This is a genomic window from Leptospira neocaledonica, assembly GCF_002812205.1.
GTDB classification, from domain to species: Bacteria; Spirochaetota; Leptospiria; order Leptospirales; family Leptospiraceae; genus Leptospira_B; species Leptospira_B neocaledonica.
This window is the reverse complement of sequence record NZ_NPEA01000005.1, coordinates 314,038-327,618: the sequence shown is the minus strand read 5'-3', so window position 1 is coordinate 327,618 and position 13,581 is coordinate 314,038. Positions and strand designations below refer to the sequence as shown.

Below are 13,581 nucleotides of genomic sequence, written 5' to 3'. Positions count from 1 at the left end.
TGTTGTTTGGGATTAGTGCGAATCGTTATAAATGCCAGGCTCTAGGCACCCAAGGATCTTACTAATTACACTATTTTTTGGCAGGTTATCTGTGTCAATGAGGATTGCGTCCTCAGCTTTCCGGAGGGGGGCGATTTCTCTTTCCGTATCGGATTTGTCACGGATAACGATTTCCTTTTCGATTTCTTCCAAATCCGAACGAATACCTTGCTCTAATAATTGATTATATCTTCTTTCGGCCCGAACTCTAGAAGATGCCGTCAAAAAGAATTTGTAACGAGCGTCCGGAAATACATGGGTACCTATGTCTCTACCGTCCATTACCAGCCGATGGGTCAGAGAAAGTTTTCTCAATTGAGAATTTACAAATTCTCTAAATACAGCTTTGTCGGCGATGTATTTGATCTCTCTTGTAATTTCAGGAGTTCTGATCTCTACAGAAACATCTTCTCCGTTTAAGAAAATATGATTCTCACCTGCTTCTGAAAATTCGCAGAAAATTTCTACACCTACGGTTAATGGAAGGAACTCCTTGCCGGATAACCAATCCGCAAAGGAGATCGAAGAATTTTTGGATTTATAAATTTTATAAATATGAAGTGTTAATGCACGGTAGAATGCTCCGGAATCCAAATATTCAAATCCCAGTTTTTTAGAAAGTTCTCGAGCTACCGTGCTCTTGCCTGTTCCCGCAGGGCCATCTAATGCGATCACGTTTTCCGTCATTGCACAAAACCTTCCAACAAAGATTCGAATCCGGGAAAAGAAGTTTCTATCCAAGAAGTTTCATCCAGATGGACTTTCAAACCGCTTACCGCTTGGACGATCATAAAACTCATTGCGATCCTATGATCCATCTTAGTAAAAATATTCACCGCGTTCCCGGATAGCCAAGAAGAAAGTTCCGAAGAATATACACTCGAACCAATTTCAGGGATCTCATATCCGTCCGGATATTCGTGCACTGTAATCCCCAAGTTCCTGAGATTTTCTACCATTGCGGAAATTCGATCCGATTCTTTTGCACGAAGTTCTTCCGCATGACGGATAATAAATCCACCTTTTGCAAAAAGACCCGCTATCGTCAAAATCGGAATCTCATCAATAAGAGAAGGAATCCATTCTTCCTTAATTTCAGAAAAACGTAAATTAGAAGATACGGCTTCCAGATCTCCCACAGGTTCTCCACATTCTATCCTTTGATTATGGACTAGAATTTTTGCACCCATCGCTTCGAGCGCGTGAAGAATCCCGATACGAGAAGGATTTAATCCCACATTTTTCACGAGAACGGAACCTTCTTTTAATAAAACTCCGAGTACCAAAAAGAATGCTGCGGAAGAAATATCTCCAGGCACCTTGAACTCCTTTGCCTCGAAAGTATAAGGAGGTTCCATTTTAAAATGAGTGGGAGAAAGATAAGTCAATTTATTTCCCAAAAACCGGAACATATTTTCAGTATGGTCCCTAGAAAGAATATCCTCTTCATATTCCAAAGAAGTTTCGGAAGCCATTGCAGCCAACATCAGACAGGATTTTACCTGGGCGGAAGCAATCGGACTTTTATAATGAAAATCCGCTAATTTTTTTCCTAGGATCTCCAGAGGAGCCTTATCTTCCTTTCCAGAAATGGATGCTCCCATGGAATTTAAAGGTTTTATAATACGCGACATCGGCCTTTTTTGGAGAGAATGATCTCCAGTTAAAGTGGCCTTAACACCTGAGATCCCACAGAGTAAACCTGCGGATAATCTGATTCCGGTTCCTGCGTTCCCAAAATCCAAAACGGATTTAGGAGATTGGAGAGAGTTTTTGCCAGGGCTTGTAAAAACATATTCTCCCTTGGAAATTTTCTCCACTTTCAATCCAAGCTGAGTGAAAGCTTTCATCGTGTTCAAAGGATCTTCCGCTTCCAAAAACCCGGAAACATGAGATGTCCCTTTGGATAATACGGAGAATAATACGCTTCTATGAGAAAGAGATTTGTCTCCCGGAACTGTAATTTCTCTTCCGGTTGAACTAAGGATTCTTGGAATCATTTTGTTTCTTTAAAATTGCATCCCTATCGATATGAGATTTTTCCATGAAGGACTCCCAATGTTTTAGGTCGAGCGGCTTTTCTGGATTTAACTCCGAAAGAAGTTTATCCAATCGATCCTTATAGTCCGAAAGCGCCTTATAGATCTCTTCTTGGTTGGAAGAAAAAATCGGTGACCACATTTTAGGATTAGAACCCGCAATTCTTGTCATATCCCTAAATCCTCCGCCTGTCAAAGGCAAAGGAGAATTTTGGGTAAATTCTCTCACACACCCGTTTTCCCAGACCCAATTCGTCATAAGAGAAGCAATCAAATGAGGAACATGAGATACATAAGACAAAATTTTATCGTGGTCTTTTGCAGGAATTTCAGTAGTAGACATTCCTAAAAATTTCCAAAATTTTTCTATCTCCGAATATGCTTCGTCAGTTGCACCTTTAGGTCTCGTCAAAATACAAAGTCGATTTTCATAAAGATCCGCATTCCCGAATTCTAAACCTGATTCTTCAGAACCGCACATTGGATGAGAAGAAATATATCTATGTTCTCCAGTAAGAACTGACTCCACTGCATGAACGATCTCTTGTTTAGTGGAACCCATATCAGTCAAAAGACCTTTAAATCCCGAAGGAAGTTTAGAGATCACTTCAACCGTCGTATTGACAGGAACTCCGAAAACGATCAGATCATAGGATTCCCAGTTGGGAAATTTTGAAAATTCTTCGGATGTGAAAATTTGATCAGCTGATTTAAGACGGATCCCCTTCTCCTTACTGGAAGTAGATCCTACCACTCCCACAATCTCTGCGGAAGAGTTCTTTTTACGTAAGGCCAAAGAGAGGGAGGCACCCATCATTCCCAGGCCGTAAATCAGGATTCTAGAAAATTCGGTTTTCACGGGTTAGGTGGAGAGATCGGATAAGACCCCAAAATCCTGAGATAGATTGTATTTTCTTTTAATACGTTTAAGACCTCTTCGATCTTAGGATCCGTTTTATGACCTAAAAAATCTATGAAGAAGTTATACTCCCAAGAAGTCCTACGAGTAGGCCTGGACTCCACCTTGGTCATATTGATCCCTTTATCAAAGATCGGTTTTAGCACATTGTACAAAGATCCGGGTTTATCCGGGATGGAAAACACAACGGAAGTTTTATCACTCCCAGTGGGAGGACATTGGTTTTTACCTATGATCAAAAATCTGGTGGTATTGTCCGACATATCTTCGATGGATTCTCGGACCAGATCTAGGCCGTAAATTTCAGCAGCGATGGAAGAAGCCACTGCAGCGCAGGCCTCCTTCTTCTCCGCAACAATACTTGCGGCTCTAGATGTAGAAGGAGTTTCCGAAACTTCTACATGAGGAAGATTTGCAGCGATCCAATTTCTACATTGTGAATTTGCGATCTTGATGCCGTATAAAGTTTTGATCTTAGAAAGATCATGTTCGAATCCTAAAAGATTCAAATGGATCTTAAGATAAATTTCCGAATAAATATTTAGATCTGAAACTAAAAACTGATCCAGAGTAGAGTTCACAAGTCCTTCGGAAGAATTTTCCACAGGAACCACTCCGTAATCCGCCTTGTCGGTTTCTACAGCACGGAATACTTCCGGAATAGAAGGAAACTCTGTGGCTTCGACAGAAGTTCCGAATCTAGCACGAACTGCTTGGTGAGAAAAAGATCCTTCCGGTCCTAGATAACCGATTTTTAAACCTTTCTCCACTGAGAAGGAGCCGGACATGATCTCTCTATAAATTGCGATCAATACCTTGTCCGGAAGTGGTCCACCATTCAGTCCAAGGATTTTTTCGTAAACGTCCTTCTCTCTATCAGGGCGATAGATAGGTTCGTTATTCTCTCGTTTGATCTCGCCGATCTCGGAGGCAATCTCCGCCCTGGCCTGGATAGCCTTTACGATTTCTTTGTCCAGGGAATCGATCTTGTTCCTGAACTCTCTCAGTTTGTCGTCATTCTTGGCCATTCTCTATTAAATCATCCAGGTTTTCGAATTTTAATTCCTTCACTTCCACAGGAGCAGGTAAATCGGTCAGTTTATTTAATCCGAAATGTATCAAAAATTCCTTAGTGGTTCCATACAACGCCGGTCGTCCGGGGACTTCTTTATTACCTACAGGTTTTACCAGTTTTTTAGAAATAAGAGAAGTCACCATCGCTCTAGAAGATACTCCACGTATATCATCAATTTCGGATAATGTGATCGGTTGTTTATATGCGATAATCGCCAAAGTATCCAAACTGGAACGGGATAATTGTTCTCTCTTCTTCTCTTTGAAGAGCCTTGCTAAAATTTCAGAATATTTTTCGTTCGTAGAAAATTGATAAGAGCCAGCAATCTCTCTAAGAACGAAACCTCCGTCCTTCTCTTGGTAATCCAAAATCAGCTCATCCAAAATATCACGAGCTTCCTGTTTTTCACAGTCTATGGATTTTGCGATACTGGCTAGTTTAAGCGGCTCCCCGGAAAGGAAAAGCAGCGCTTCTATCAGTCCTTTTAAGCCGGCTTTGTCGCGTTCCACGGTTCTCCCACCAAGAATATACGGATTTCGCCGAAAGTTTTATGCTGGCGGATGGATACAATTCTCTGTTTGCAGAGCTCCAACATTGCCAGAAAGACGGCTACTATCTCGGCTTTCTCAGGTCTAACCGTAGAAAACAATTCTTCAAAGGAGATATCCGAACGTTCGACGAGCAGTTCGGAAATGGTACCCATCTTTTCTTCGACAGAATACCGGTGGGGCGCGGTAAGTAAAGCGGGAATCTCAGCTTCGTCTTCCCGTTTTTCCAAGATCTCATTAAATGCGGAAATTAGGTCTAAAAGGCTTAGATCCAGCCAGGATTCGGACTCGTCTATAACCTGATTGGTTTCTCTGGAGAATACTCCAGCCTGGACCTTGTCCACATCCCCCATTTTCTGGGCGGTTAATTGGAATTTTTTATGTTCTAAAAGTTTTTCGACGAGCTCAGGGGGAAGAGGAGGATCATAATCTTCTTCCTCGAAACCTGGATCGGGTAATAAAGCTTTGGATTTGAGATAAACTAAATTAGCGGCCATAAGAGCGTATTCCGCTCCCATGTCTATATGAATACTTGCAGAAATCTTAATGAAGTTTAGAAAGTCTTGGGTGATTTGAGAAAGGGATACTTCAAATATATCCACCTTATAACTTTCTATAAGAGACCAGAGAAGACTTAAAGGTCCCTCCGTAATACCACCTTCGGAATTATTCCATTGAACTACGAAGGATTGTGTGGCGTTTTCTCTTTCCATCTTTTTAGGAATTCAGTGCTTTTTCTGCCGCCTGTTGCAATCTTTCTGGTGAGAAAGGTTTTACTACAAAATCCTTCACTCCCATCTTGATTGCTTTCGCAAGAAGTTCTTCCTGACCAAGAGCGGTTACCATGATGATACGCGCTTTCGGATCCAATTTGAAAATTTCCTGGGCTGCTTCGATCCCGTCTTTTTCTCTCATGGTGATATCCATGGTGACTAGGTCCGGCTTGATCGCTTTGTACTGATCAACAGCGATGTTTCCGTTTTCGGCCTCGCCGACGATCTCATGCCCTCCGGCGACGAGTGCGTCCTTCACCATGGTCCTCATGAATTTTGCATCGTCTACTACGAGAATTCTGGCCATAATTAGTTTCCCCTTTCTTTAAGAATGGAAAGTATCCTTGATGTTATTGCGCTTACAGGTTCTACGAATTGAACCCCACCCATTTCGATGGCTTGGCGATTCATTCCGAAGATCACGGAGCTGTCCTCGTCTTGGGCAACAGTAGAAGCTCCAGTCTCTCTCATTCTGAGAGTCGCCGCCGCTCCATCTTTTCCCATGCCGGTCATAATCACACCGACTAAGGCGCTCCCGTATTCCCGGATTGCGCTGTCGAATAAAACTTCGACTGAGGGCCTGTGTCCATTTACCAGTGCTTCCCTACCTAAGGCAATCCATTTACGTCCGGCCTTAGATTCGATCTTCAAATGTGCATCACCCGGAGCCACGTAACCTGTTCCGGGACGAACTTCTTCTCCGTCTTCGGCTTCCTTTACATTGATTTTGGAGTGATCGTTTAAACGAGAAGCAAAGGCTTTCGTAAAACCCACAGGCATATGTTGTACGACGAAAATTGGTAGATGAAAATTCTCCGGAAAATCAGAAAAAACGGTCTGTAATGCTTTTGGACCGCCGGTAGATGTCCCGATACAAACAGCCTCGACTGTTTTTTTTTCATCTTTGAAAATTTTACTTTTGACCGCATCTACGAGTTTTTTCGGATCAAGGCCCGCATGACTTGGTCTCAAACTTTCAAAATAAGCGAGTATTCTATTTCTAAGGACTGTACCGATTTCTTCCGGATTGAATTGATTACTAGAAGAAGGTTTCGGAACGAAATCAATGGCTCCATATTCTAAAGCCTTGAAAGTTGCTTCTGCTCCATGTTGAGTTAAAACGGAGAGCATCATTACCGGAATACCCAATTTTCGTTTCTGAAGTTCTTGTAATGCGGAGAGCCCGTCCATTACAGGCATCTCTACATCTAAAATGACGATATCCGGTCTAAGTTTTGTTGCGAGTTCGATACAATCCACTCCGGTTTTACCGGTGGCTATAACTTGGATCCTACTCTCTTTTTTAATCTGATCCGAAATAATATTTCGCACCAAAAGAGAGTCGTCTATGATCACGACCCGAATCGACCCGTCCGCGGGAGTTCCTACCACGACAAAATCCTAGTGTTTAAAATTTCGGAAGCAAACTCATGAGTTCGTCGAAGTCCGGAAGGAATAAAAGTACTCCTAACAGGTTGTTTCCCTCATGATTAAATTCAGTGAGCATACTTAAGAACTTAGTTCTTTCCGGTTTAACAACATCCAGAACTTCCAGGAAGGTTCCTTCCACAAGTTCAGGGACATCCGGCATCACACCCACTTTCGCCTTATTGGAAATGGAGTTCAAAACGGAGGCACAAACTATGTTTGCGATCTCGGACAGAACACTTTTAGTATCATCGTCCAAAGTATCTCCGCTTGCAGTAGTATCCAAAAGTTCTCTAGCTAAATTTTTGGCATTCTCTCTGGAGAACATCATAAGCATGTTCCCGTTCAAATCGCCAGTCATTCTGACTTTCATTCCGTAGAATTTATCGTCAGAGAAACGGATCTCAGAAGCCAGACCTTCCTTGTCATTCATGATAATTTCAGGAATAAACAGATCCACGTTCCTATTCAGGATCTGAGAAAGCACCATACCGGCATTCATCATACCAGTATTAACCACAGATTCAATCTTCTTGATCTGTTCCTTGCTCAAGTTTCCTGTGAATTCTTTAGAGTGAGAAACAGACATCATTCTCTGTTTTTTCTGCTCTAAGAAACCTTCTATAATATGATCCGCTCTTTTTCTTTCTTCGTCGGAAACTGGAGAATCGGAGATCAATTCATTGATATGAGATCTGTAGGCTTCTTCCATTCCTTCTTTTTTGGCGGCAGGTCTTTCCAGAACCGCGGTATTGGAAGAAAGTTCAGAAGGACTATCGGTAGAAGTGATCAATTTGTCTTCGGAAGGTCGGATCTCCATAGTGGTCTTAATCGGAGTAGAAGAAACTTCTCTTTCGAGTTCTTCTTTTGCTACGATTACCTTTTTGGACTCGTCCGCTTTTTTACGTTCGCTCTTCTTACGACGTTCTCTTTCCCGAGTAGTGATCTCATGAAGTTTATGATTATAAACATTAGTTGGGTTAGAAGTTTTTTGGATATATTTCTCTTCTTCCGTTTCGATTGTGCGGATGGTGCTGATACGTTTCATCGTTTCCAGATGATAATTCACATATCTTGCATTCTCTTCCAACTCGGCGGCAAATTCCACAAGTCCAGGAATATCTAGAACCATAATAATAGTTCCATCTCCCATGATGGAAGCCCCAGTAAGTCCTTTGATATTTTTGAAATTTTTCTCTAAGGATTTGATAACTGTTTCGTGTTTTCCAACTAGTTCGTCCACCATGAAGCCTAATTTGCGGCCTTTATATTGAACGATAACAACTGGGAATTCTTCTCTGTCAGTTTTGTCCTGAAGACCCAAGATACGATTCAATCTGTAGATAGGAAGAACCTCTCCTCTCAAATTGATGATCTCATTTCCTTCCAGAGTAGTGATCTGTTCGTTGTTTACCTTGATAGTTTCGTTCACTTCTGAAAGTGGGAAAGCGTATACTTCTTCTTCCATTACGATGAGGATAGAAGGAATGATCGCGAGTGCTTGAGGGAAGGATAGAACAAAAGAAGTTCCGGATCCTTTCTGAGATTGGATGAGGATCTTACCTTTGAATTCTTGGATGAGGCTGTTTACCACATTCATTCCAACACCGCGACCGGAGATATCGGTGATCTTATCTGCAGTGGAGAAACCAGGAGCAAAGATGAATTGATAAATATCACTTTCTTCTAAAGCAGCTGCGTCTGTTTCGGAAACGAGTCCCTTCTCTATTGCTTTTTTGCGGATCTTTTCTAGATCCAATCCGCGACCATCGTCACGGATCTCTACCATAATATTGCTACCGCCTTGGTAAGCGTTCAACTCGACGGTTCCAGTTTCCGGTTTGCCTAACCTTTTTCTATCTTCAGGAGATTCAATCCCGTGATCCACAGAGTTTCGGATCAGGTGTAAAAGCGGCTCCCCTAAAGCATCGATCACTTTTTTGTCCAACTCGGTGGACTCTCCGTTCAAGACCAGATCCACCGATTTTCCGGTTTCTAAAGAAAGATCTCTAACTAAACGAGAGAAACGACGGAAGACTGTGGAAATGGGAACCATCCGGATATTCATGATACCGGATTGGAGTTCTTTGGAGATACGATTGATAAGATCGATACGACCTTTAAGTTCATTGAACAACTGATCGTCCCCGAATGTGCGGAGAAGATCGTCATAAATTTTCTGGAAGCCTGAGTTTGTGATCACAAGCTCGCCCACATTATTCATGAGTTGATCCAATTTGTCGGAAGATACTTTAATACTTTTTAAAGTAATTTTTGCTTCGCTACTTCTCTCTTCTTCATCGAGTTGATAGGAAGAAGAAGCTCCTGAATCCGAATAACCGCTGAGTTTAAATTCTTGGATCATCAGGTTTTCCACCATGTCTACGTTAGCAGCCTTGGTAAGTTCTTCTTGGGATTCGGAACTTACGATCAGGATAGAAAGATATGGAGCCTCTGTTCCATTCTCCAATTCTTCTCCGCTTGGTTTGGTACGAAATACATGGCCCAAGTTTTTTAGATTTTGGACAATAAGAGTATAACGTAAACCCTTCATCGGAGAATCTTTTTTGAGTCCCACTTTTAAGAGCCAAGGTTTTCCGGAACCGTTTCGAAGGATTTCTTCTATTTCTTTTTGATCGTCTGCATCCAGATCAATCCCATTCCCAGGAAGTTCTTCATGTTTAGCAACTGGAGTAGCAGACCCCGAAACAGATTTTCCGGAAACACTTGAAGCTGCAGCAACATCCGGATTTTTTTCGTAAGCTTCGAGTCTTTGGATCATGTCCGTATAAGGAGTATCTACCTTTTTACCGGCAGAAACATTCACGATCACGTTCTTGATAAGATCAAAACATTGGAAGAGTAGATTTACCAGGGAGAGATTGACTGCAAGTTTTCCATCCCGGATACTCTGGAGAAGATTCTCCATTTTGTGAGCAAGATCGGAAAGATTATACAGTCCAACGAAAGCAGCGGAACTTTTTAAAGAGTGAGCCGCCCGAAAAATATCGTTGATGGTCTGAGGATCAGATTGGTCCTTTTCCAGTTTTAGAAGATTTGCATTTAATTCTTCTATCTGATCTTCGGATTCTTCCAAAAAGAGTTCTGTGTATTCGCCAAGTACTCCTGCCATTTACGCTTCCTCCGCCGCATAATCCATGACCTTGGAAAGATTCAAGTTCAGGATTAGAGATTCTTCGAACTGGCTGACAGATTCTATGAGTTCACTATAATTTACGCTCAGGTCTTCGTCTGCTTGACTGACCTTATCTTTGCGGATCTTAACCACTTGTTTCACTGAGTCGACGAGAAGCCCTGCCCGTTTTTCTCCGGTAACAACCACTATGATCCGAGTAGAAGGAAGAATATCACAAAAACCTAATCCAAAAAGTTCCTTTAGATCCATGATCGGAATGATCTCACCTCTTAAGTTGATCACTCCCAGTATAAAACCTTCCACGTTAGGAATTCTTGTGATAGGTACCGGCTTTAGGATCTCGTGGATATAAAGAATATCGATCCCGAAAATTTCCTTATCCACTTCGAATGTAAGAAATTCCTGGAGAGATTCCAATTCTTTCTCTTCTTGGTTTTGTTCCGCGTGGTTATTTTTATCTATGGTTTTCACCGGTTCTCCGCCACTTACTCTTTCAAAACGGAAACCTTGGGCCCAAGTTTCCGGCTTAGTACATTGTCGACACGGAGCCCCCTGAAAAAGAAACTCCTCATCAAATTATCCGACTGATTTTTCTCCCATTTTCCCGGGAAAGCAATGGTTTTTTTTCTCCGTAATCACGGTACCTGCTTTTAGATCATGGGGTTCCGCGGAAAAATCGCAAGGGTATAGGTCCTCAAAAGAAAGGCCAATCATTTTTTCGGAAACTATATCCTTTAGAGAACGATCGTAAAAACCCTTCCCCCTTCCGAGCCTCGCCCCCTCCCCATTCCAACCCAAAGCAGGAACTAAGATCCAATCCGCATCTTCCGGTTTAAGCAATCCTTCTCCGTTCGGTTCCAAAATACCGAAAGCACCTTTGGAAAATCCGGAACCTGACTTAAATTCCAGTCCTGAATTTGTTACTTTTGGAAAAAATATGTCTAAAACGAAACTTCCTATCTGCAAAGAAGGGCCTAACGGTAGAAAAGGAGAAATTTCATAATCATCCGCAACGTAGGAAATGATTTTTAAATTGGAAGAGCTTGAGCTATGTCTCAGAAATTCCAGAAGATTAGCGCGGATACTTTCTTCTTTTTCTTTCCTAGAAGAAACTCCTAAGAGAAGAGATTTTATTTTTTTTCTGGCTTCCGATTTAGAAACCAAATCAAAGATCTCCGATCAAACCTTCTTCCAAAAGAGTGATCAATTTTTTCGTCTTTTCTTCCGCCTCGGGAGAAGAAGGTCCTGATTCGCCTGTCTGGTTTTTAGATTGTTCCAATTCGTCTGCAAAATTTAAAGCAGCGAGTACAGCGAGTTTCAATTTAGGTGCGTTAGGCATTCCCAATTGTAACTCTCGGATCTTTCGGTCTACCAGTTCGGCGAGCCTATGGATATACTCCGGATCGGTATCGCCTACTATGGTATAGTCGTCGCCCTGTATACGAGCTTTGACTCTCTCACTCATAAAAATTACTTAGGATCGTCTTCGATGACTAGGAAGTCGTCGTCCTCGTCCGCATCGAATACACTGATCGCATCATCATCGTCTTCGATAATGATATCGTCATCGTCAGCAGAAACAGGACTGAAGTCGTCGATAGGTTCGTCAGTGATGATGATCTCATCATCTCCTCCGGAAGAATCGGAAGATTCGGTCAGAACGGAAATATCATCGTCCTCATCATCCAAAAGAATGATCTCATCGTCTTCGTTAAAGTCCTCGTCGGAAGAATCTCTAACTACGGAAGGAGCTGCAGAAGCCGCCGCCGCTCCAGCAACTGCACCAGTTGCAAATGAGCTAGTAGAACTAGGCTTAGGTGAAGAAGAGGAAGAAGATCCGCTACCGGATGCAGGCAAACCATCCAAACGTCCCAGAAGCTGATTGATCTTAGCTTCGAGCGCACGTTCTCTTTCTTTAATTCCTTCCAGTTCTGCGTTTGCTTTTTGGAGTTGTTCGCGGAGAGAAGAAAGTTCTTTTTCTTTCTCTTCCATCGCCAGTTTCATCTGGTCGTTTTCCGCGCGAAGAGATTCGTTTTCTGTTTCCAGGCGACCGTTTTCCGCCCGAAGGTCGCTAATGAGTTCGAGTGCTTTTAGGACTTTGCTCTCGAGCTCCTCAATTGTCTCCATAGTTAACATAGTGCGAACCTCATTCTCCTCTATTGGAGTGGTTTATTTTGTAAAATTACACTTAGAGCGAAATTCCGCCTAAATATTTTCGACCTGCCCTATTGGCAAAATCCATCCCATTTTTCATCATTCTCAAAAAGAGAAAAACCTTTTTTTCTAAAAACAAAGAAAGCCCGTAGAATTACGGGCTTTTTCAGGCGGGAAGATCCGAAAAACCGGACCTTCCTAAGGGCGAATATTGATTACGCCGCTACCTTGATTTTTTCAACCAGAGCGTTGAAAGTTTCTTTGTCGTTAAATGCAAGTTCTGCCAGGGCTTTTCTATCCAAAGAAATATTGGCTTTTTTCAATCCATACATGAATTGAGAATAAGAAAGTCCAGCTTCGCGAGCAGCAGCATTAATACGGATAATCCAAAGTTTGCGGAAATCACGTTTTTTTGCTCTTCTGTCTCTATACGCCCACTGACCCGCTTTCATTACCGCGGATTTTGCGGTTCTGTAAAGTTTGGATCTCGCTCCTCTAAAACCTTTTGCGGTTTTTAGGATTTTTTTACGACGATTCTTGTGTATGGTTCCGTTTGTTGCGCGTGGCATTATCGAACTCCGTAAGGCATGAGTCTAACGATTGCTTTCCAATCCGCATCCACTACCAAGGTCATTCCTCTAAGACGACGACGTCTTTTAGGTCCTTTTTTGGTAAGAATGTGACGGGTGTTCATACTCTTCCGTTTTATTTTATTATTTTTGGAAAACTTGAACCGTTTTGCTGCGGCTCTATTTGTTTTAAGCTTAGGCATTTCCTTACCTCGATAACTCCTGACTCTAACTCTTTCTCTTACTTCGCGGAAAGAGGCGAAATAACTACAACGATCTGACGTCCGTCTAACACTGGTTCTCTTTCCGGAGTACCTACGGATTTCAGATCTTCTACCATTCTGTTGACAACGTTCATTCCAAGCTCGGAATGCATCATCTCACGACCGCGAAAGCGAAGACTGACCTTTACTTTGTCCCCTTTTTGAAGGAACTCCACCGCGTGGCGTTTTTTAATCTCGTAATCATGTTGCTCGATCCGTGGACGGATCTTCACTTCTTTCACGTTGATTACGTGTTGTTTTTTCTTCGCTTCCTTACTTTTTTTAAGTAATTCGAACTTGTACTTACCGTAGTCGATGATCTTGCATACATGGATTTCTTGGTCTCCAGATACTTCTACCAGGTCCAAGTTTTCTTCCTTTGCACGCCGCAGAGCCTCGTCAAAAGAAACGATCACTACACCGTCGTCCGTCACCAATCTTACCTGGGATACCCCGGTAATTTTTTCATTAATTCTATGATTAAATATCTTATCGGTGTTTTTCGGTTGAGGCCTCTTCTGCATTCAATCTCCGGTTTTTTCCAATTTTTTGGCCAATAGGCTGGGTTTCAAGCGATTTTCTCCGCAGACGGCCAAGTACATCAAGTAGAATTTAGT

16 protein-coding genes are annotated in these 13,581 nt (G+C 42.2%); all 16 read right to left on the bottom strand.

Annotated elements, in window-relative coordinates; genetic code table 11:
• Positions 1-12 precede the first annotated feature (12 nt).
• The 16 genes from cmk to infC all read right to left on the bottom strand — a co-directional run bounded on the left by cmk (position 13) and on the right by infC (position 13,488).
• Positions 13-726, bottom strand: a complete 714-nt coding sequence (gene cmk, locus CH365_RS10710; RefSeq protein WP_100768557.1) for a (d)CMP kinase — start codon at positions 724-726, stop codon at positions 13-15.
• Complete coding sequence (aroA, locus tag CH365_RS10705; RefSeq protein ID WP_100768556.1) at positions 723-2,039, bottom strand: 3-phosphoshikimate 1-carboxyvinyltransferase; 1,317 nt, start codon at positions 2,037-2,039, stop codon at positions 723-725. Before aroA ends, cmk begins: the two co-directional genes overlap by 4 nt.
• Entirely contained in the window at positions 2,020-2,937 is a 918-nt protein-coding gene (locus tag CH365_RS10700; RefSeq protein ID WP_100768555.1) for a prephenate dehydrogenase, read from the bottom strand. Before CH365_RS10700 ends, aroA begins: the two co-directional genes overlap by 20 nt.
• Complete coding sequence (pheA, locus tag CH365_RS10695) at positions 2,934-4,025, bottom strand: prephenate dehydratase (RefSeq protein WP_100768554.1); 1,092 nt, start codon at positions 4,023-4,025, stop codon at positions 2,934-2,936. The genes CH365_RS10700 and pheA overlap by 4 nt, the downstream gene beginning before the upstream one ends.
• On the bottom strand, positions 4,012-4,551 hold the full coding sequence (gene scpB, locus CH365_RS10690) for an SMC-Scp complex subunit ScpB (protein WP_425268552.1): 540 nt from the start codon (positions 4,549-4,551) through the stop codon (positions 4,012-4,014). The genes pheA and scpB overlap by 14 nt, the downstream gene beginning before the upstream one ends.
• A gap of 5 nt (positions 4,552-4,556) precedes the next feature.
• Positions 4,557-5,333 (bottom strand): segregation and condensation protein A, encoded by a 777-nt coding sequence (locus CH365_RS10685; RefSeq protein ID WP_100768552.1) that lies wholly within the window; start codon positions 5,331-5,333, stop codon positions 4,557-4,559.
• Between the two features lie 4 nt (positions 5,334-5,337).
• Positions 5,338-5,700: a response regulator gene (locus CH365_RS10680; RefSeq protein WP_008594408.1), complete on the bottom strand. Its 363-nt coding sequence runs from the start codon at positions 5,698-5,700 to the stop codon at positions 5,338-5,340.
• A gap of 2 nt (positions 5,701-5,702) precedes the next feature.
• On the bottom strand, positions 5,703-6,785 hold the full coding sequence (locus CH365_RS10675) for a protein-glutamate methylesterase/protein-glutamine glutaminase (protein ID WP_100768551.1): 1,083 nt from the start codon (positions 6,783-6,785) through the stop codon (positions 5,703-5,705).
• Positions 6,786-6,801: 16 nt separating this feature from the next.
• Positions 6,802-9,954 carry a chemotaxis protein CheW gene (locus CH365_RS10670; RefSeq protein ID WP_100768550.1) on the bottom strand — a complete coding sequence of 1,051 codons (3,153 nt, stop codon included), beginning with the start codon at positions 9,952-9,954 and terminating at the stop codon, positions 6,802-6,804.
• Positions 9,955-10,449: a chemotaxis protein CheW gene (locus CH365_RS10665; RefSeq protein ID WP_100768549.1), complete on the bottom strand. Its 495-nt coding sequence runs from the start codon at positions 10,447-10,449 to the stop codon at positions 9,955-9,957.
• Between the two features lie 105 nt (positions 10,450-10,554).
• Positions 10,555-11,142: a 5-formyltetrahydrofolate cyclo-ligase gene (locus CH365_RS10660; RefSeq protein ID WP_100768548.1), complete on the bottom strand. Its 588-nt coding sequence runs from the start codon at positions 11,140-11,142 to the stop codon at positions 10,555-10,557.
• Position 11,143: 1 nt separating this feature from the next.
• Positions 11,144-11,443 (bottom strand): cell division protein ZapA, encoded by a 300-nt coding sequence (locus tag CH365_RS10655; protein ID WP_100768547.1) that lies wholly within the window; start codon positions 11,441-11,443, stop codon positions 11,144-11,146.
• Positions 11,444-11,448: 5 nt separating this feature from the next.
• The gene (locus CH365_RS10650) at positions 11,449-12,114 is read right to left on the bottom strand and encodes a hypothetical protein (protein WP_100768546.1); all 666 of its coding nucleotides are present in this window, start codon (positions 12,112-12,114) and stop codon (positions 11,449-11,451) included.
• A gap of 233 nt (positions 12,115-12,347) precedes the next feature.
• On the bottom strand, positions 12,348-12,701 hold the full coding sequence (gene rplT, locus CH365_RS10645) for a 50S ribosomal protein L20 (RefSeq protein ID WP_086446212.1): 354 nt from the start codon (positions 12,699-12,701) through the stop codon (positions 12,348-12,350).
• Complete coding sequence (gene rpmI / locus CH365_RS10640; protein WP_010514334.1) at positions 12,701-12,904, bottom strand: 50S ribosomal protein L35; 204 nt, start codon at positions 12,902-12,904, stop codon at positions 12,701-12,703. The genes rplT and rpmI overlap by 1 nt, the downstream gene beginning before the upstream one ends.
• A 38-nt stretch (positions 12,905-12,942) precedes the next feature.
• Positions 12,943-13,488, bottom strand: coding sequence for a translation initiation factor IF-3 (infC, locus tag CH365_RS10635; RefSeq protein WP_100768545.1), 546 nt, complete (start codon positions 13,486-13,488; stop codon positions 12,943-12,945).
• Between the last annotated feature and the right edge of the window lie 93 nt (positions 13,489-13,581).